This window comes from Enterococcus sp. AZ156, assembly GCF_051714165.1.
Lineage (GTDB): Bacteria > Bacillota > Bacilli > Lactobacillales > Enterococcaceae > Enterococcus_B > Enterococcus_B pernyi.
The window spans coordinates 1,020,052-1,040,025 of sequence record NZ_JBIORI010000001.1 but is presented as its reverse complement, the minus strand read 5'-3'; the positions used below and the strand labels follow the sequence as shown (position 1 = coordinate 1,040,025).

22 protein-coding genes and 1 pseudogene are annotated in these 19,974 nt (G+C 38.4%); 4 read left to right on the top strand and 19 right to left on the bottom strand.

Annotation, left to right across the window (positions count from 1 at the left end; translation table 11 throughout):
- Nucleotides 1–92 precede the first annotated feature (92 nt).
- A complete protein-coding gene (helD, locus tag IGJ95_RS05005) occupies nt 93–2,375 on the top strand; it encodes an RNA polymerase recycling motor HelD (RefSeq protein WP_438761517.1) in 2,283 nt (760 codons plus the stop codon).
- A 199-nt stretch (nt 2,376–2,574) separates the two neighbouring features.
- Here helD and IGJ95_RS05000 read toward each other — a convergent pair whose 3' ends face one another.
- From IGJ95_RS05000 to IGJ95_RS04925, 16 genes are all read right to left on the bottom strand, one after another.
- Entirely contained in the window at nt 2,575–3,213 is a 639-nt protein-coding gene (locus IGJ95_RS05000) for a hypothetical protein (protein WP_010735856.1), read from the bottom strand.
- Nucleotides 3,214–3,693: 480 nt separating this feature from the next.
- Nucleotides 3,694–4,413 (bottom strand): YebC/PmpR family DNA-binding transcriptional regulator, encoded by a 720-nt coding sequence (locus IGJ95_RS04995; RefSeq protein ID WP_029594248.1) that lies wholly within the window; start codon nt 4,411–4,413, stop codon nt 3,694–3,696.
- A gap of 98 nt (nt 4,414–4,511) precedes the next feature.
- On the bottom strand, nt 4,512–5,693 hold the full coding sequence (locus IGJ95_RS04990) for a nucleotidyltransferase (protein ID WP_010735858.1): 1,182 nt from the start codon (nt 5,691–5,693) through the stop codon (nt 4,512–4,514).
- Nucleotides 5,694–5,770: 77 nt separating this feature from the next.
- Nucleotides 5,771–6,532: a class I SAM-dependent DNA methyltransferase gene (locus IGJ95_RS04985; RefSeq protein WP_010735859.1), complete on the bottom strand. Its 762-nt coding sequence runs from the start codon at nt 6,530–6,532 to the stop codon at nt 5,771–5,773.
- Nucleotide 6,533: 1 nt separating this feature from the next.
- Nucleotides 6,534–6,887 carry a ribosome silencing factor gene (gene rsfS / locus IGJ95_RS04980; RefSeq protein WP_034688417.1) on the bottom strand — a complete coding sequence of 118 codons (354 nt, stop codon included), beginning with the start codon at nt 6,885–6,887 and terminating at the stop codon, nt 6,534–6,536.
- Nucleotides 6,888–6,911: 24 nt separating this feature from the next.
- A complete protein-coding gene (gene yqeK / locus IGJ95_RS04975) occupies nt 6,912–7,496 on the bottom strand; it encodes a bis(5'-nucleosyl)-tetraphosphatase (symmetrical) YqeK (protein ID WP_023519420.1) in 585 nt (194 codons plus the stop codon).
- Nucleotides 7,486–8,133 (bottom strand): nicotinate-nucleotide adenylyltransferase, encoded by a 648-nt coding sequence (locus tag IGJ95_RS04970; RefSeq protein WP_153830349.1) that lies wholly within the window; start codon nt 8,131–8,133, stop codon nt 7,486–7,488. The genes yqeK and IGJ95_RS04970 overlap by 11 nt, the downstream gene beginning before the upstream one ends.
- 12 nt (nt 8,134–8,145) lie before the next feature.
- On the bottom strand, nt 8,146–8,457 hold the full coding sequence (yhbY, locus tag IGJ95_RS04965; protein ID WP_019724120.1) for a ribosome assembly RNA-binding protein YhbY: 312 nt from the start codon (nt 8,455–8,457) through the stop codon (nt 8,146–8,148).
- Nucleotides 8,458–8,472: 15 nt separating this feature from the next.
- Nucleotides 8,473–9,582, bottom strand: a complete 1,110-nt coding sequence (gene yqeH / locus IGJ95_RS04960) for a ribosome biogenesis GTPase YqeH (protein WP_010735864.1) — start codon at nt 9,580–9,582, stop codon at nt 8,473–8,475.
- Complete coding sequence (locus IGJ95_RS04955; RefSeq protein WP_010735865.1) at nt 9,579–10,106, bottom strand: YqeG family HAD IIIA-type phosphatase; 528 nt, start codon at nt 10,104–10,106, stop codon at nt 9,579–9,581. Before IGJ95_RS04955 ends, yqeH begins: the two co-directional genes overlap by 4 nt.
- A 316-nt stretch (nt 10,107–10,422) precedes the next feature.
- Nucleotides 10,423–11,157, bottom strand: coding sequence for an amino acid ABC transporter ATP-binding protein (locus IGJ95_RS04950; protein WP_010735866.1), 735 nt, complete (start codon nt 11,155–11,157; stop codon nt 10,423–10,425).
- Between the two features lie 13 nt (nt 11,158–11,170).
- The gene (locus tag IGJ95_RS04945; protein ID WP_226076818.1) at nt 11,171–11,860 is read right to left on the bottom strand and encodes an amino acid ABC transporter permease; all 690 of its coding nucleotides are present in this window, start codon (nt 11,858–11,860) and stop codon (nt 11,171–11,173) included.
- 11 nt (nt 11,861–11,871) lie between these two features.
- A complete protein-coding gene (locus IGJ95_RS04940; RefSeq protein ID WP_153830348.1) occupies nt 11,872–12,690 on the bottom strand; it encodes a transporter substrate-binding domain-containing protein in 819 nt (272 codons plus the stop codon).
- 327 nt (nt 12,691–13,017) lie between these two features.
- On the bottom strand, nt 13,018–13,875 hold the full coding sequence (locus IGJ95_RS04935; protein ID WP_153830347.1) for a nucleotidyl transferase AbiEii/AbiGii toxin family protein: 858 nt from the start codon (nt 13,873–13,875) through the stop codon (nt 13,018–13,020).
- Between the two features lie 12 nt (nt 13,876–13,887).
- Nucleotides 13,888–14,481 (bottom strand): type IV toxin-antitoxin system AbiEi family antitoxin domain-containing protein, encoded by a 594-nt coding sequence (locus tag IGJ95_RS04930; RefSeq protein ID WP_137072119.1) that lies wholly within the window; start codon nt 14,479–14,481, stop codon nt 13,888–13,890.
- 465 nt (nt 14,482–14,946) lie between these two features.
- A complete protein-coding gene (locus IGJ95_RS04925; protein ID WP_153830346.1) occupies nt 14,947–15,402 on the bottom strand; it encodes a hypothetical protein in 456 nt (151 codons plus the stop codon).
- A gap of 30 nt (nt 15,403–15,432) precedes the next feature.
- Here IGJ95_RS04925 and IGJ95_RS04920 point away from each other — a divergent pair, with 30 nt between their 5' ends.
- From IGJ95_RS04920 to IGJ95_RS04910, 3 genes and pseudogenes are all read left to right on the top strand, one after another.
- Nucleotides 15,433–15,606, top strand: coding sequence for a hypothetical protein (locus IGJ95_RS04920; RefSeq protein ID WP_023519414.1), 174 nt, complete (start codon nt 15,433–15,435; stop codon nt 15,604–15,606).
- Nucleotides 15,590–15,844, top strand: a pseudogene (locus IGJ95_RS04915) (hypothetical protein); the annotation flags it as partial. The gene IGJ95_RS04920 and the pseudogene IGJ95_RS04915, both read left to right, overlap by 17 nt.
- Nucleotides 15,841–16,173: a hypothetical protein gene (locus tag IGJ95_RS04910; protein WP_023519413.1), complete on the top strand. Its 333-nt coding sequence runs from the start codon at nt 15,841–15,843 to the stop codon at nt 16,171–16,173. The pseudogene IGJ95_RS04915 and the gene IGJ95_RS04910, both read left to right, overlap by 4 nt.
- A 770-nt stretch (nt 16,174–16,943) precedes the next feature.
- Here IGJ95_RS04910 and IGJ95_RS04905 read toward each other — a convergent pair.
- The 3 genes from IGJ95_RS04905 to IGJ95_RS04895 are packed head-to-tail and all read right to left on the bottom strand — an operon-like array spanning nt 16,944 to nt 19,972.
- Nucleotides 16,944–17,729, bottom strand: a complete 786-nt coding sequence (locus tag IGJ95_RS04905) for an acetyl-CoA carboxylase carboxyl transferase subunit alpha (RefSeq protein ID WP_010735869.1) — start codon at nt 17,727–17,729, stop codon at nt 16,944–16,946.
- Nucleotides 17,722–18,591: an acetyl-CoA carboxylase, carboxyltransferase subunit beta gene (gene accD, locus IGJ95_RS04900; protein WP_023519412.1), complete on the bottom strand. Its 870-nt coding sequence runs from the start codon at nt 18,589–18,591 to the stop codon at nt 17,722–17,724. Before accD ends, IGJ95_RS04905 begins: the two co-directional genes overlap by 8 nt.
- A 1-nt stretch (nt 18,592) precedes the next feature.
- On the bottom strand, nt 18,593–19,972 hold the full coding sequence (locus tag IGJ95_RS04895; RefSeq protein WP_023519411.1) for an acetyl-CoA carboxylase biotin carboxylase subunit: 1,380 nt from the start codon (nt 19,970–19,972) through the stop codon (nt 18,593–18,595).
- Nucleotides 19,973–19,974 lie beyond the last annotated feature (2 nt).

The window sequence follows — 19,974 nt, the reverse complement described above, 5'->3', positions numbered from 1 at the left end:
TTATTTTTAGTTAACTCACTTGTGTACCTTTTTTAGTCAGACTGTGCTATACTTTTAATTCGTTATTTACGGCGGAAGGAGTAAACGATGCAATGAATGAAAGACAATTAGAACAACAGCATGTGGAAGAAACCACACAAATGATCCAACTTGAACAACGCCTATTGAATCGCAAATTAAGCGACTTGACTGAAAAAATGAATGACTCCACAAAAGAAACAGCTAATCACAAAATACGTAGCGGCTCCAACGAGTCTTTTTATGAGTCAGTGGTCGAATACCGCCAACATGAACAAGAATTGCTTTTAAAATACCATACATTAGAATCTCAGCAAAAACGTCTGCAAACATTAGAAGTAATGAAAGAAAGTCCTTACTTTGCTCGTATCGATTTCAAAGAAGAGACGGAAAAAGAAACTCTCTATCTTGGCATCGCCTCATTGAGAGATACAGAAGAAGAAACCATCGTGATCGACTGGCGTACACCGATCGCTAACCTGTATTACGAAGGAGAAATCGGCCCTGCTTTTTATGAAACAGATGTCGAAAAAATCGACGTCGAACTTCTCTTGAAACGACAGTTCAAAATCGTTGAAGGAAAAATCGTCTCCATGGTCGATACATCTGAAGTCATCAATGATGATTTTCTATTAGAAATCTTGGATGACGCATCAAGTGCTCACATGAAAAACATCGTGTCGACGATTCAAAAAGCTCAAAATGCCATTATCCGTGACACCAACAGTAAAGTGATGCTGATCGAAGGAATTGCTGGAAGCGGTAAGACTTCAGCATTACTTCAACGTATCGCATTCATCCTTTATCACAATCGGAAATGGCTAGATGCTGAGAACGTCTTATTGTTCTCACCAAACCATCTGTTTTCTGATTACATCTCCACTGTTTTACCATCTCTTGGTGAAAGTGGTGTTCCGACACAAACCTTCAAAAATTATTTACAGCAATTAGTTCCTGAATTTGAGTTGACTGAAGAAGAACAACAAGAAGTCGGTTTCCTTTCTGGTGCTGATGACCCGATAAAAACGTTGAAATCCGGATTGACTTTCGTTGATCTCCTGGAGACTTACATCCAGACGATCACTGATTTTGGGCCATTGTTCCGTGAGATGAAAATCAATGGTCGAACGATCCTATCCAAAGAAGCGATCCGAAAATGGTACCAAGAAACCAATGAACTACTTCCATTGCATCAACGTCTATCTTTATTACAGACAAAGTTATTGAAAAAATTAGGCGGTCTGCAAAAGGATGAAACCCGTCAGAAGTGGGTCAAAGAGCTTGCTGAAGAACAACTTCAAGAACTATATGCAACCGATCCAAATTTAGAATACACCGAACAAAAAGAAAAATCATTGCGTAAAAAACTTACGAATCAAATCGTGAAAAAAAGATTCCGTAAAGTTCACCGAGGAATTTTACATTATCAATTCGTCAACTTACCGAAACAGTTTCTTCACTTTTTACAAACGATTCCTAAAACGATGTTAACCGCACATGGAATCAGCGAAACTTCTTGGAACGAACATCTTCAAGAAGTCAAAATGAACTTACGGAAAAGAGAATTGCCACAGGAAGACGCCGTCTTGTACTTCCTATTGATGCGTCGAATCCATCCTGTATCAGTCACACAAAAGGCAAGGTATATTTTCATTGATGAAATGCAAGATTTTGCTCCTTCGCAGGTCGCATTGCTGCAATCAATCTATCCAACTGCCAATCTAACATTTTGTGGGGATCTGAACCAAAATGTTTTTGGGAACGAGACGATCACTGGTTCGTTAGAGTCGCTTTTCCCAGAGAAAGAAGTGACCCAATTCCAATTGACGACGAGCTATCGCTCCACGAAGCAAATCACTGATTTTGCCAATCATTTCTTAGCTCACGACAATCTTGTAGAAACAACGGCTCGTGAAGGTCGCCTACCGTTGATCGTCCAAAGTGATTCATCTACAAGCAAAATCAACTGGTTGGAACAAACGATCATTGACACGAAAGAGCAAGCAAAATATTGGCGTACCGCGATCATTGGTAAAACGATCGCTGAATGTGAAGCACTCTATGAACAATTGCCTGTATCCCTGAAAGATCAAGTCCAATTGATTGCTGATGAATCTGATTTTATGAAACGTTCGATTATTCTTCTTCCTGCTTATCTAGCAAAAGGATTAGAATTTGACCGAGTCTTTTTATGGAATGTCGATGATGCACATTTTAATTCTGGTCATGACAAACAAATCTTATATACAATGTGTACGCGTGCCATGCATGAATTGATCCTATTTACATCAGCGAAAGACGCTTCTTTTCTACAAGCATTGGCTACTGAAAATCATGAGTCTCTCGCTTTAGATTGATTCGTTATTAAAAATAAAAAGCATCAGGGGAATCAGTCCTCTCGCACCACTTTAAACTGAATATACGGCGAGAACAGAAGTAACCTCTTCAAAAAATAAGGCGTCATCCACAAAAATTGAAAAAACAATTTTCGTGGATGACGCCTTATTTCTCGAGGCTAAACACTTCTGTCTCTGCCTCTTTTTATTCATCTATCGATCATAACATCAATTCTGTGTTTGGGTATTTCAAACGAACAAGTGCGACGATCATTCGCAATTCTTCGATATTTTCGGGATATTCTGGGTCAAATACTTTACTATGGCGACCAATCCCTCCGTTATCGATCAGACGATAAATACGATTCCAATCCATAAATTGTTCGACTGTTTGGAAATTACTGATCGGGTAACCCCCACTATCTAATATTTCTGATACACGAAAAGCCAAATAAGCTGTATCAATGACTTTTTCTTTTTTCGTATCTACTTTTTGACTTGTTTCGATCAATATCTTTTCTGGTTGATGCTTCAGACTCCAGTCCAATAATAAAAAGAAAGCTTCCATCCGATAATCTTCTTCAAACAACTGAAATGCTGAGTCAGAACGTCGAAAAAGCAATGGAATCAAATATTTTTTTTTATAGATCAGCATGGGCGCGCGATCAACCATACATTCTAGATAACGATTCAAATAGCCTGTGCCTATATAGTTTCCTAAACGATAGCCTTCTACCCCATAAGGTGCATATTTTTGTGCAAGCTTTGAGCAATCGGTGATATTGACTGCCAACTCTTCTACTTTTTGGTAACCGCTTAGAATACGTTCGAAAGGCTCTAGATTAATTTTTGCTTCCATTATTCTTTCCCCGCCTACATCAAATTACTATTCGTTTACTCACGATACTTTAATAATAACACAGGTTGAAATAGAAATGATAATAAATCACAAAAAAACTGTAACAAATAACACAGGATTTTTAATTTAACTACTCTGTATTTGTTCTCTTTCTTTCATATCGTATGACTATACTTCTTTTTTAGCTTCACCAATATTTTCTCTTCTCCGAAAAAATCGTATAAATAAAAGTACGAAAGCAAAACATGACATTAGCTTTTTAAGCAGGATAACAGCTGTTTGTTTTTTTAGGAAAATAAAAAAGTGTCTGGACATTCATCCTCTCGTAACACTTAAAACTGAACAAACGGCGGGAACAGAAGTATCTCTTCACAAATAAGGCGCCAGCCACAAAAATTTGAAAAACAATTTTCGTGGCTGGCGCCTTATTTCTCGAGGTTAAACACTTCTGTTCCGACCTCTTTTATCCGCTTTATTCGATTAATCTTCTAAAGCAACATTATGGAAGACATGTTGGACATCTTCTAGATCTTCTAATACATCGATCATTTTTTCGAATTGTTCTAAGTCTTCGCCAGTCAATGTCACTTCATTTTGAGGGATCATTTGGATCTCCGCAATTGAAAAGTCAGTGATGCCTTTTTCTTTTAGTGCTTCTTGAATACTGTGGAAATCTGGCACTTCTCCGTAAACGATGATTTGGCCATCTTCTTCCATGACATCACGTACATCGATGTCCTTTTCCATCAAGTATTCTAAGATCTCATCTGCATCTTCACCGGCAAAACCAAAAATCGCGGTATTGTCGAACATATAAGATACTGCCCCAGAGACACCCATATTTCCGCCGTTTTTACCGAATGCTGCACGCACATCAGCGGCTGTGCGGTTTACGTTGTTGGTCAATGTGTCTACGATCACCATTGAGCCATTTGGTCCAAATCCTTCATAGCGCAATTCAGAGTATGTTTCATCCCCTGAACCTTTTGCTTTTTCAATTGCTCGGTCGATGATATGTTTTGGTACATTGTAAGTTTTAGCGCGCTCAATGACGAAACGTAGTTTTTGGTTAGCGTGTGGGTCAGGATCACCTGATTTTGCTGCTGCATAGATTTCAATTCCGAACTTCGCATAAACTCGGCTGTTGTTTGCATCTTTAGCTGTTTTTTTAGCTACGATATTGGCCCATTTACGTCCCATAGTTTCACTTCGCTTTCTGATTTGATATAGGATAGATTCTTTTTGATTCGTGCGGGAACACACAAAACGTCCTGTTTCATTATACTTGTGAATCAGGTTTATGTGAAGCTTTTTTTCTCTTCGATCGTTTCGATAAAGACTGGTTTTCGCCCAAATACTTGTTCCGCTACCTCGCCACCTAAGCGATAGATTTGATCACTGCGAACGAGTAGTTTTGCCACTTGCGCTTCTTTTTTGCCGATTTTCGCAAAAAGGGCTAAGGCTTTTTTATTTTTGAGACATGCTCTACCTGCTGCTGTAAAGCCCAACACATTGATGTATTCTTGCATCTGTTGCTCTCTCATCTCTTCTTTTTGGATATTCAATAACACGTAGCACGACAGGCGTTGGATCCTCGTCCACGTATAGCGTTTTGTTTTGACTTGTTCGACAAACTCGTAAAATGTATTAGCTGTCTTGGCCGCTTCTAACATCCTGATCTCTAAACCTTCCGTCATCTGGTAGATTTTTTGCAACGAGTCAACGGTGGAAGAAAGAAGACGGTATTTTAGCAAGGGCCAATAGGATGTCCAAGTTTGCAAACTTTCTGTCTTTAAAAATCTCTCTGTCTCTGAGGGAACTGTTGCAGAAATCGATCGATTTTCCGTTAATGCTTTACGAATCGCTGTGGCACTGGCTATTGTTTCTTTTGGTAACTCTTCATCATGATAACCAGCCCCTTTACGGTTGATCGGAACTAGTTCCATTGGATGTTCATAGGTAGCATTTTCTTTTGCATAGCTCAGCCCTAGAATATGATTAGGCGAGGAAAAATCAAGTGAGATTTCTGGGTAGACGTGCTTGAATACCTGTGTCATCTTTTGCGGATAACTCATTGTCTGATCGGGCAACTCTTGAAATGCTTTGGTGATTTGATCCTGATGGTGCAAAACAAATTGACCAAATGCTTGATAATCGAAGGTCGCTTCATCTTCTGTTCCAAAACATAAATAGTCACAGTTTAATTTTTGCAACAGTTGAACTGCTCCTTTAGCAAAATAATCAGCAGATTGTACTGCCCACTCGATTGGTAATTCAACCACGAGATCCACTCCGTTTTTCAAGGCTACTTCTGCACGTTGCCACTTATCTAAAATCGCCGGTTCACCTCGCTGCAAAAAATTGCCACTCATCACCGCAATCACTACGTCGGCACCGGTTCGTTCCCGTGCTTGCTGGACATGATAAAGATGACCATTGTGAAAGGGATTATATTCAACAATGATGCCACATACTTTCATTCGCTTTTCTCCTTTCGCCTAGTAAAAAAGAAGAGACTAAGCTTTTTGATCCAGCCGTCTCTCCTTTTTATTGTTTGCTACAGTTCGTCGATTTCGCCTTCTTCTTTCTGGGCGACAAAAAACCAACGTCTGGATTCTTCGTTAGGTGTTTCGTCTGTAAAATCAGCGAATACTTCTACTTTAGCAAATCCGCTATTCTCTAACATCCGCAAGTAGTTTTCTAGTGGATACGTACGTTCTTGATGTAATTCATCTTCACGTGTGAACGTACCGTCTTTTTCTTGTGATTCGACAAAGAATGTCAAATAATGTTCAATGCTATGTTTTTCTTTCCCCGTATAACTATCCCAAAGAAAGGCAAAATCGTCTCCTTGGTAATGATAACTATACTCCGGAAATACTTGATCGATTTGATAAACGGAATGGACATCAAACAAGAAACGGCCGTTTTCTTCCAATGCCTGATAGACTTCATCGAATACTTGTTGTACTTCTTGATCGTTTTGCATATAGCACAAAGAATCTGAGAAACAAGTGATGGCTTGGTATTGCCCACTCTCTGATAGATCTAACATATTCCCTTCAACAAACTGTACCGATGCTTCTTCTTCATAGGCACGTTGACTGGCGATCATCAGCATTTCTTCTGATAGATCCAAGCCAGTTACATTGTAGCCGTCTTTGGCAAAAGCCACAGCTAATGCTCCTGTACCACAAGCTAGTTCAAGGATGTTTTTAGTTGTTTCAGGCAAATGGCGTTTAGAAAATGCGAGCCATTGTTCATAAAGCCCGTCATCCATGACTTCATCGTAAATAAAGGCAAATGTTTCGTAGGCCATGTTAATCCAACCATTCAGTCAAATCGACAAGTGGCGCATCTGACCATAACTTCTCTAAATTATAAAACCCACGTTCTGGGGCATGGAATACATGGATGATCAAATCACCTAGATCGATCAGAATCCATTTGCCGCCTTCTTTTCCTTCTACGCGTTTTACTTCGTATTTGCTTTCTTCTTCTTTTTCAATGATTTCTTCCACGATGGCATTGATCTGACGTTCACTGTTTGCTGAACAGATCATAAAGTAGTCAGCTAATAGCGACACTTTACGGACGTCTAAAGCTAAAATATCTTCTGCACGTTTTGAATCTGCTGCTTGGACAGCGATTTTTAATTGTTCTTTACTATCGATGATGATTTCCTCCTAATGGGTCAGCTATTTTGCCACCCAATGATTATATGTTTCAATTGTTTTTGGATAAATTTTGCTCTCTTGCGCAATCAAATGTGCTAATGTATGTTTGGTTTCGAATGCAACTGCTTCATCTAAATCGATCATGGCAATCTCACGGGCTTCTTTGACACCTGGAAAAGAACGTCCTGGTTCGATATAGTCAGCCACATAGATGACTTTATCGAGTAAGGACATCTCAGCAGCTCCTGTCGTATGGAGACGGATTGCTTGTAAGATCTCCTCATCAGTGATGCCTAATTCTCGTTCAACAAATGATGCACCGACTAATCCGTGCCAAATTGCATTTCCATAAGCTAATAACTCTGGATCAAGTTGCTCACGTTCGATGAATAAGATAAACTCATCGTCTGGTCGTTCTTTCGCATAATCATGTGTCAATGCGGCGATACTCGCTTTTTCTGGCGAGCAACCATACCTTTCAGCAAGTGCAACAGCTGTTTGTTCTACACCCAAAACATGTTTGAAGCGTTGTTCACTCATTCTCATTTGGACTTTTTGCATCAAGATTTCTCGAGTATAGGCCGTATAATCTGTACTATAATTCATGTTGATACAATCCTTCTTTCTGAATATAATCCAAGACTTTATCTGGGATCAAATAACGGACGGAACAACCTTGTTGAATTTTTTGACGAATCTTTGTCGAACTTAGATCAATCTCAGGGACATCGACCCAGATCACAGGATACGGGGTTTCCACTTGATACCCACGTCGATGGATACCGACAAAGTGGACCATTGTCATTAACTCGTCGATTTTGTACCACTTTGGTAAATATTCGACCATATCACCGCCGATGATAAAATAGTAGTCCGTATCAGGATTATTTTGAGTCAAAGCCTTCATCGTGTCATACGTATAGCTTTTGCCGCCTCGTTCGATTTCAATCGTTTCAATCGTTAGAAAAGGATTGTCTTCGATCGCAAGTTCCAGCATGTTTAAGCGATGTTCTGCCGGTATAGTTGGCTTTTCATCCACATGAGGTGGTTGATAGGAAGGCATTAAACAGACATGGTCTAGTCCTAAATTCTGTCCTGCTTGTTCTGCCATCACTAGATGGGCTAGATGCACAGGATTGAAAGTTCCGCCCAAGATCCCCACCTGTTTTCTTTTCGCATAAAGATGGGGCATTTCTTTTGGAAATACTTGAGGTCGAACAAAGGATTTCGCTTGCGATTTCATCTTCGTCACTCCTTAGATTGCATGTACTTCTTTAGATATCCGTTGGTATTTCTCTTTAGATGATGCTTTGTATAAAACAAGCACGCGTCCGATGATCTGAACCACTTCACATGCGATAGCTTGTTCTAATACTTGTGCCACATCTTCTGCGATCTCATCTGTATTTTGCAACAATGATACTTTGATCAATTCTCTTTTTTCAAGTGCTTCTTCGATTTGGACGATCATTGCTTCATTGATCCCACCTTTACCGATTTGGAAGATCGGTTGAAGATGGTGTGCCTGACTACGTAAAAATCGTTTTTGCTTTCCTCTTAAACTCATGTTTTTCCTTCTTTCTTAAATCAGTGCTTTTCTTCTTAACACATGTACCCCTTTTGGCGCCCAGCCTGCGATGACTGCTGGTTCCGTTACCGTGATCCAGCCTAGTCCTGCAAAGACGATATCTGTCTTTTCTTTTACAGAAAACTCAAAGCGAACAAGTTCAGGGAATTCACTGACTTCATTCGGACGTGGTGGTTGCAATAAGCCGCCTACATGTTTTTCATAAAAAGTATCGGCTTTTTCTAATTTTGTCCGATGTAAATTGACATCATTTGATACATAAGCAATAAATGAACCTCGTTTGCCACTGATAAAGTCGAATCGAGCTAATCCTCCAAGGAAAAGCGTTTGACCTTCATTCAGCTGATACACCTTAGGCTTGATTTCCTTCGTCGGTGCGATGATACGTAAGTCTTTTTTGCCTAAATAGTGGGCCATTTGATGGCGATGGATAATTCCTGGTGTATCGATCAAAAATTGGCCATCATCCAATGGGATCTCGATTTTATCTAACGTTGTTCCTGGGAACTGCGAAGTCGTGATCACTTCTTGGACGCCTGCCGTATTTTTGATGATCTGATTGATCAATGTCGATTTCCCGACATTCGTCACACCAACGATATACACATCTCGACCCTCACGATATTTTTCGATTTTCTCTAGAAGTGTTGTCATTTCAGGTGCTTTTTTTGCGCTTGTCAACAACACCTCGACAGGTCTTAGCCCTGCTTCATGGGCACGCTCATTCATCCATTGGATCATTTTTGATTTTTTTAATGATTTAGGTAAAATATCGACTTTGTTCCCAACCAAAAGAACTGGATTGTTTCCGACAAAACGATGTAATCCAGGAATCAGTGAACCGTTGAAATCGAAAATATCCACCACATTGACGATCAATGCGTCTTTTTGACCTAATTCATTTAGTAATCGCAAGAAATCATCATCTGTCAGTGATACATCTTGGATCTCATTATAATGTCTCAAACGGAAACAACGTTGACAATAAACATCCCCTGTTGCTAACCCTTTTTCGAGTGCTGCTTTTGGTGTATAGCCTAATTCATCAGGATGTTCAGTTTGGATCATCACGCCACAACCGATACATTGCAATTCTTCGTTCATTCAATGCCACCTCGCCAATCCATATCTGGATGTTTCTTTACTAAATAACTCATGATCTTACGTTCCCAGAACCGATTGAATTTCGTCTTCCAACTATCAGTTTCAATGATTGGTTTAACTAAGACACTACGGATACCGGCACTATTCGCGCCACGAATATCGGTCATGATCTGATCACCAATCATGATGATTTCTTCATCTGCCAGATCCAACATTTTTTTTGCTTTATTGATTCCCACTGGCAAAGGCTTCAAAGCTCTTGCAACATAAAGTAGCTCAAATTTTTTAACTGCACGAGCTACGCGTTCTGAGTTGTTGTTAGAAACAACGACTACTGGTATGCCCGCATTTCTCATTTCTAAAATCCAAGTGAACAATTCTTCCGTTCCATCTGGATTATTCCAAGCAATCAGTGTATTATCAAGGTCCGTCAAGACGGCTTTGATCCCTAGTTTTTTCAGTTGTGCAGGGGTAATTTTATAGACGGCTTCTACCATCCATGTAGGTTTATAATTTGAAAACATGTTGTCTCCTCATCTGCAAAAAATGAAGGAGCACGATATGTACTCCTCAACCCCATATTATACTGTAAAATCTAAAAAAAAACTACCTCTATACATTAAACCTTTTAATGGAGGTAATAACAGAAGGAACCAGCTCCAAAAAATAAGCAATCAGCTCATAAAATAGATTCTTCTATATTCTTGAGTTGGTTGCTTATTACTGAAAGAGTTGCTTTTGGAACATCATTCATATAATTTTAGAAAAACCTAAAGAACTGAAATCACTATCCATAGGTAATGTTGGAAAAGAGCGCCATTTCTTATATCTTATTTTTTACTACAATACTTTGGCCAAAAAATCGATAGTCCGAGGCTGGCTCGTCCGCTCCAGCACCTCACTAGGTGTCCCCTCTTCCACGATCTGTCCTTGATCCATAAAGATGATTCGATCACCCACTTCTTTCGCAAAGCCGATTTCATGAGTGACAATGACCATCGTCATCCCTTCTTGTGCCAATTGCAACATAACCGAGAGTACTTCACCCACCATTTCTGGATCAAGTGCCGAAGTAGGCTCATCGAACAACATGACGTCTGGTTGCATTGCCAACGCTCGGGCAATCGCTATCCGTTGCTGCTGTCCACCTGATAAAGAGTAAGGATAGGCGGTGGCTTTATCTGACAAACCAACTTTTGCCAATAATTCCAAAGCGATCGCCTCGGCTGCTTTCTTAGGCATTTTTTTCACTTTGATTGGTGATAAGGTGATATTTTCTAATACTGTCATATTGGGAAATAGATTGAACTGTTGAAAAACCATCCCCATTTTTTCTCTTGTTTTAAAAATATCGTGTTTCTTATGTGTGATATCCGTTCCCTCAAACTCCACCGTACCGGCTGTAGGAGATTCGAGTAGATTCAAACAACGGAGAAACGTACTTTTCCCTGAACCTGAAGGGCCGATGATCACTACGACCTCCCCGGCGGAAATAGTCGTAGTAATTCCTTTCAATACTTCTGTTTCCCCAAATGATTTATTTAATTGTTTGATCGTTACTATTGATTTTTCCATACGACATTCTCTCCTAACGTTGATACCCTTTTCCGAGTTTTTTCTCCCAACTACTCAACAACCGCGATGTTACAAAGGTCATAACGAAGTATAACCCTGCGGCAATAAAATAAGGTTCCAATGGGATATAGGAGTTTGAGATAACGATCTGAGCAGATCCCATCAATTCATTGATACCGATCACTGTCAGTAAAGAAGAATCTTTGATCAACGTGACAAACTCATTTCCTAATGGTGGCAGGATATTTCTCAACGCTTGTGGGAAAATGACATAACGCATCGCCTGTATAGGACGTAAGCCTAGTGAATACGAAGCTTCTGTTTGTCCCATATCAACAGCCGCAATCCCTCCACGAATGATCTCAGCAACATACGCCCCAGAGTTCAGTGATAATACGATGATTCCTGGTATCAAACGCCCTAAGTCGATGGTTAAAATCCCCACGGACCAATCCACCGCTGGAAAGAAACGTTGCAATAAGATGAATCCGATCATGATCTGCAATAACATCGGTGTGCCTCTTAGTAATTCGATATAACTATTAGCTAACCAATTCCAAGGCTTGATCTTTGAGCGCTTCATCAATGCCATGGCTAGGCCAATCATTGTACCAAAGATGACTGTCAAGATCGAAATGACGATCGTAACGACCGCGCCGGATAAAAAATACGGTAAGTACTTATCTAAAAACGAAAAATTCACACTGCGTCCCTCTATTCTGTCGCTGTTTGTTCAGCTAGTTCATGATTTTTTTTGATGAATTCATCGATTTTTCCCTCATCACTTAATTTTTTGATGATTTTATTCAACTCTTCTTGTAATTCTGTACTCCCTTTTGGTAAGGCAATAGCAAAAGCTTCATCATCTGATTGTTCCAAAGGGATATCTGCAATCATCAAGTTGGGGTTCTGAGCAATATATGCTTCGGCAATCGTTTGTTCAACGACCATGCCATCCAGTGAACCTTGATTGATCTCGATCACCATATTTGGCACTTTATCGATCGTGACTACTTTAGCTTCTTTGATTTGTTCGTTGATCACTGCTTCTTGGATCGAGCCTTTTTGCGCCCCTAAGCTTTTACCTGCCAAGCGATCAATGCTTGTGAACGTGTTTTTATCTTTTTTATTGATCACGAGAACTTGTGGCGGATTGTAATAGTTGTCGGTGAAGTCAAATTGTTCTTTTCGTTCTGCGGTCGCTGAAATCGCTGAGATCGCTACATCGACTTTCCCTTCTTTTAAAGAGGCTAACACCGTGTTGAAACTCATATCTGAGAGCTCCAATTTCACACCAAGCTCATCTGCGATGGCTTTAGCTAAATCAATATCCGATCCGACGATTTGATCTTTCCCATCGACGATCGTATGAAATTCAAACGGCGCATAATCAGCAGACGTCGCCACTTTCAATACACCACTTTCCTTGATTGCTGCTAATTGATCGTTTGATTCAGCTGCATCCCCATTCCCGCAAGCTCCTAATGCGAATGTTGTAACTAAAAATAAAATAATTCCGGAAATCTTTTTCATTGTCTCGCCCCTTATTCATTTTGTTCTGTCATTATAGCATGAAAATTTCAAAAATAAACTATTTTTTGTATATTTATTTAATTTTATTCGTTTTTATGCTTTTAAAATGAATAATAATCACAAATTAAGAATATTTATTTTAATATTTCAAGGGAAGAAATGAAAAAGCTGAGAACCAAGTCTCAGCTTTTTTATTTGATTTTCAGTCTATTTTACTTTGTTTCTCAAAGCCAAACACCTCTGTACCAAGCTCATTGGTTCCGCTGATTTACGCTAAATCACACAATTAATATCGTTTGTCATCTTGATTTGTTCAATTCTTGTAAACTATTGTTTTCTTTCTTGATTTTCAATTTTGATTACATTTTGCATTAGATAAGCAACTCCGTTAACTGTATCTGCAAATGAAATAGAATTCGCAAAAGAATTAACTGAGCGATATTTGTCCCATAGTTTTTCCAAATAACCGCTCCCTTTTATCTTTTCGATTTCCCTTTCATAATAAAAAGATAACGGTTTGTTGTCTCCACGTTTTGTAAATGTATTTCGGACACTTTTATATAGCTCTTTCATATCAATATTTTCTAGTTTTCTGATGGCAAATAGGTCGTAGTAATCTTTCAATCTCGAATTGTCTGTCCCAAAGTTAAATGTAGCACTCAGCTTTTCTGCAATAATCTGTTCTGTTGGATAAGCTGGAATCTCCACTTTTTTATCTTCAAACATCAATTGATGATGATGTATATCTACTTCAGGATAAATAGAATCTCCTGTTGTTACATCCAATTTAAATGGGACACGTATTTTTTCTAAATGAGCAATCAATTTAATTTGAAACCCAGGATAAAAATCAATTTCCCTTGTCTCTTTAATCTCTTGAACAGAGAAAACAATTCCCTCTTTCGTAGGTTTACTAGTTAATTCTTTAAAGATGTTCTTCAATTTTTCTTTAGTTAATTTACTATTTCTAAATGTCGTATCAATATCAATTGTTGTTCTTCTATCAATTCCATATTTTGAACCTAATAGAAAACCACCTTTCAAAATAAAGTCATTTTTATACTTCGATTCAGAGATTTGTTCAACTAAGCGATCCATCATAAAATGCCTTTGAACTAACTGTGCATTTAATCCTATACTTTTTGCAAGATTTCTTGTTTTTGCTGTAAATTGTGTAGGGGTCATATTTTCTCTCCATCAATACAAACTCTGCATATGATATTTCATTTCTTTTTCTACATGTAGTTTTGTCATATAATCTCTTAATTTACTTGGGTCTCTCCTAGGATCTCTCATGTACTCTTTTAAAGCTTCTAATTTCATTTCATATTCAATTTCATATCTCGGATTCCAAATATCACAAAGAGTTCGTTCCTTATCGTATATAATAATAGGATTTCCTTGAAAGGAAGTGCCCTCCACTTTCCCTAACTCGTATACTTCCTTCTTCACAAAATGAAATTGTAACTGTTGCTCTTTCGTAATTGAACGATTCACATTATAACCATGTGGAAAAGTCAAATGAATGAAGTTCGGCATGTTTGTAGAAAGTTGATATATATCTAATGTCGTTTCATGAGAAAATATTCCTCTGGAAAATCGTTGCTGAAAACAAAATAAATCATCGATTCCATGACCAGTCTCTACATAATAACCACGATCAACTTTCATCAAAATTCCTTGATTCACCAATCTTTGTACAGTAGTTGCTGAAATTCCTAATTTTCTAGCTTCCTTCATAGATAAATTTCCATCGCGAATACGCAACAACTCTTTCAGCTTATCTTGCATTTAATCCCCTCACTTACGTTACAAATACACTACATTAAACTTATCATAATAGTGTAATTGTAACAAGGCATTCTTCATGCGGGAAAGAAATGGTCGATTACTGTGTAATGGATGTTTCGCGAATATCTGGACAATATAACTTCCTGAAAGCTATACCAAGACGATAAGATACGTTAGCAAGTTTATGCACACACCAAGAACGCCTTACACTATAACTATTCAGATGGCCTACTTAAATAGTTAAGTACCAATATCCAGCACTAAAAAGAAATACCTATGGTTTCAACAACTTTTAAAATTTCAAATCAAAAATCCTGATTCGGTACAGAAAAATATTTTTAATCAATTAAAAGAACAGGGAAAAGATGGTGCCCCCTTCTTTCTGTTCAAATTATTCTGAAATTCCTCTACTTCAATAATCATTTTGCAAGAAGCATCGTTTTTTAAGGCTATTCCTTTACTCAACTATTCCTCATTCCCTGACACAAAACTATATTCAATCTTATGTGAGTCAGATAAACGATTTCCACTTTCACCTACCCAAGAAAATTCTTTTCGATAATCCTTTCCGACTAACGTTGTCGTTTTCTTCTCCTGATTGACTTCGACTGTTACATGTTCGATCTCTTTAACAAATGTTTGAAAAAGTTCATTCGTTTTTAGGTCTTGTTCTGCGGATGTAAAATCTGGTGTCAGCAAACTTTTGATTTCTTGTTCTTCACTGCTTGAGAGTTTTAAATCTGCGGGATCTTGATCAAGGCTTTGTGCCAGTTGGATTTCTTTCATGATCTCTAAATTTCCCTCTTTAAGAGTATAACTTCCTCTGTTTTGTAGCGTCCCAGCATTCGTCACTTGAACAATTTCGATGTTTTTTAATCGGTCCTCATTCGATTTAGAGCAGCCAGTCAAGAATAGCGACAAAGAAATTACACCTCCCAAAAGAGGTTTAATATGAAAAAAAAAGTTATTTTTAGTTGTTTTGTTGGCGTTACTTTTTTCAGTATGTTGTTACCTAGCCAAATCGTCCAGACCCAAGAAATAATCGAGCATACAGAACCATTTTCTAGCATCCAATCAATAGGTTCAAATTCAGATAACTTAGACTCAAAAAGCAATATTGACTAGATATTGGACGTCAGGATGGATTAAAACAGGAAGACCCGCTCCCGCAGTAGCTTTCTTTCAAAGCGGTGCATATAGGGGATGGTTAAGCAGATATCGTGAACTACCAAGTCATTATGGTACAACTGGTTATTATGAAGGTTACTTTTATCATAACTCCGTTCCATTTCCAGTTCCATCAAAATTAAATATTTTGAACAATGACTTATTATCACCAATTGATGAGGAGGATCTAAAATGAAATATTTCAAACAAATTTTAATAGCTTCAATAGTAATTTCTGGTCTATTTTTATTTACTGAAAGACACAATGCAAACACAAACTTAGCAATAGCGGAATATACCTCAATATCTATAGAACCTTTAGGTAGTAAAATCATCTATCACACAAGACGATCTACTACGTTAGCCGGGTTAACTAACACAATGATTTATAATGATGGAATTTATTGCGGACAATTAACTTTACAGTCTTGGTCTTATGAAAAAGATTTTTCAACTGGAAGAATGTGGTATGTGGGTATATATAAAGGAACTGTACGTTCTAATGGTGGTTGTCCTATTGGTTAATTAATTAGTGAGAAAAATGAACAATAAATAAACTGCAATAAAGGACAACTTCACTTCATTTTTTCTCGCTATTATCTTAGACATCTCAAAAAGCTTGTACACATATATTGAATAGTAGTATCTAACCACAAATAGCCCGATTTGATAAACCAAATCAGGTTATTTGTGGTTAGAAGATGTTTATTTTTATGTATTGCGATAATTACACAATAAATAAGTGGGATATACTTCATTAAAAGAATAAAAACGGTACATTTAATTACGCGTTAACCTAGTTTTTTTCAATTTTTAGTGTATAACACAACATTCAATATATACTCTATGAAAAATCACTAAATTTTTTTAAGTTACAGAAATTCAAATTATCTCTATCTTTAATATCATTCTTCCAATTAACATTTTCCATTTTTCTTTTATATAATCAACAATCAAAATCTAATACCTAAATAATTACACATCAAGATACAATCTCTAATAACTAAATATCAGTGTAAGTTTAAAAATCTAAGAAAATTCAATGAAATTAGTTTTTTATATTAAGTTAAATATATATCATAAAATTTTTTCCATTTTAACCCTTACAATCAAAAAGAAACAAGAATATTTTCTAAAAAAATCATATAATTCCTATTTTATTTCCCCTTTTAACTAGCAAATCATACAAATAAACACATTAAATATATAAATCATAAACCAATATTTATCCATTTATAGGATAAATCAGAAAAAACTGTAGAGGCAATTCTCTACAGTTTAAATCAAAAAACTTCTTAATATTTACGAAAACGTTGGTAGCGTTGTTCGATCAATTCTTCGGTTGGTTTCTGACAAAGTTCGGTCAGTTTTTCGATCAATGCTTTTTGCATCATACGCGCAACTTTTTCTTTGCCTAAAGGTTCTCCATTGAATGTTTCGGGGATCACTCGATCAATGACGTCTAACTCTAATAATTCACCAGCAGCGACTTTCATCAATTCAGCGGCTTCGGCTGCTCGGCTGCCGTCTTTCCAAAGAATCGAAGCAAAGCCTTCTGGTGATAAAACAGCATAGATCGTTTGTTCTAACATCCAGACTTCATCGGCTAATGCTAAGGCTAGTGCCCCACCACTACCGCCTTCACCAATAATAATACTGATGATCGGTACCTTCAAATCCGACATTTCTAATAGATTACGGGCAATCGCTTCCCCTTCACCACGTTCTTCTGCACCGATCCCACAATAGGCACCCGCAGTGTTGATCAACGTAATGACCGGACGGTTGAATTTTTCTGCTTGTTTCATTAAACGCAGTGCTTTACGATAACCTTCCGGATGAGGAGAGCCAAAATTCCGACGAATATTTTCTTGCAAGTCACGGCCTTTTTGGATGCCAATGACGGTCACTGGTTTTCCGGCTAATTTTGCTACGCCTCCGACAATCGCTTCATCATCACCAAATAAGCGATCACCATGAAATTCTTGGAACCCTTCAAAAATCGTTTCAAAAAAATCAAGACTTGTCCAACGATCTTTTGCCCGCGCCAGTTGGACGATATCATGAGCAGTTTTATTCATGGTTGATCCATCCTTTCTGCGTATGCAATTCTAATAATTGATGGATCGTGTCATTGAGTTCTTTTCTTGGAACGATTTGATCCACAAAGCCATGTTCCAGTAAAAATTCTGCTTTTTGAAAATCTTCTGGTAGTTCTTGTTTGATCGTTTGTTCGATCACTCGGCGGCCAGCAAAGCCGATCAAACTTTGCGGTTCAGCTAAGATGATATCCCCTTCCATCGCAAAGCTGGCGGTAACACCACCTGTCGTCGGATCTGTTAAGACAGTCAAATAAAATAGCTGTTTATTGCTATGACGTTTGACCGCTGCGGAGATTTTGGCCATTTGCATGAGAGAGAAAATTCCTTCTTGCATCCGGGCGCCCCCTGAAGCAGTGAATAATACGACGGGTAATTTTTTACTCGCCGCACGTTCAAACAAGCGAGTGATCTTTTCCCCTACGATCGTGCCCATACTTCCCATGATAAAATTAGGGTCCATGACACCAATAGCAAAAGGAATGCCTTTAATAGTCGCTTGACCAGTTAGAACTGCTTCATGTAAGCCAGTCTTTTCTTGCATCTTGCCGATCTTTTCTTGATAATCAGGGAAATCAAGAGGATCTTTTGTGACGAGATCCGTATCCCATTCCTCTAAACTTTTCTCATCAATGATCAACGCTAATCGCTGCCATGCGCCGATTCTAAAGTTATAACTACAGTGTGGACATACTTTTTCTTCCCCGATATCTTTTGTGTAGATGATATGTTTACAATTTGGGCATTTCGCCCACATATTGTCAGGGACCGATGGTGCATTCGTTGGCTTGATTTCTCGATTAGGATTGATTCGAATGTATTTTTTCTTTTTGAATAAAGCCATCTTATTCGTCTCCTATCTCCGTCTCGGGAATCCAGTTTGGTAAAAACTCTTCTTGTAAGAATGCTGTACTGTAATCACCAGCAATCACTGCAGGGTGACTGATCAGATCCATTTGGAATTCAGCATTCGTGATCACGCCATCTGTCACGATCTCGCTCAATGCCCGTTGCATTTTCATCAACGCATCGAAACGTGTATCGCCATGTACGATGACCTTAGCAATCATTGAATCATAATAAGGGGGAATCGTGTAACCTGAATAAACCGAACTATCGACCCTTAATCCCATACCACCAGCTGGTAGCAACAAATTCTTGATTTTGCCTGGTGAAGGAGCGAAATGAAATACTGGATTTTCTGCATTGATCCGGCATTCGATCGCATGCCCTTGGAAAATGATATCTTCTTGTTGGATCTCTAGTGGTCGTCCGGCCGCAACCTCGATTTGTTTTTTGACAAGATCGATATTTGTGACCATTTCTGTTACTGGATGTTCAACTTGGATGCGGGTGTTCATTTCCATAAAATAAAAATCACCGGATTCATCCATTAAAAATTCGATCGTTCCTGCATTTTCATAATTCACTGCCTTTGCTGCTCTGACAGCTGCTGCACCTAAGTGATTTCGTTTTTCCTCAGAGATCACAACAGATGGTGATTCTTCTAAGACTTTTTGATTATTCCGTTGTAAGGAACAATCACGTTCACCTAGATGCAGAACATGACCAAATTGATCACCTAATATTTGCACTTCAATATGTCTTGCGGGATAAATGATTTTTTCCAAATACATATCATCGTTACCAAAAGCAGCTGCTGCCTCTTGTTGGGCGGATGAAAAATGTTGTGGTAATTCTTCTTTTGACAAGACTTTGCGGATTCCTTTACCGCCACCACCAGCGGCGGCTTTGAGCATCACTGGATAGCCAATTTTTTCTGCCACTTCCAGTGCTTCTTCAACAGTCGATAGCACACCATCACTACCTGGGATCACAGGAACATCTGCTTGTTGCATCAACTGACGTGCGTTGATTTTATTCCCCATATCATCGATCGTTTTGCTTTTAGGTCCAATAAAGACGATATTACATTCTTCACACATCGAAGCAAATCGACTGTTCTCAGATAAGAATCCAAATCCAGGATGGATTGCTTCTGCTTTTGTAACGATGGCTGCACTTAGAACTGCTTGTACATTCAAATAGGAATCTGTTGCTCTTGCAGGACCGATGCAGACGGCTTCGTCTGCTAATTGTGTGTGCAATGCCTCCGCATCCGCTTCAGAATAGACCGCAACGGTTTGGATTCCAAGCTCACGGCAGGCACGAATGATCCGTACGGCTATTTCGCCGCGATTTGCTATCAAGACTTTTGAAAACATAA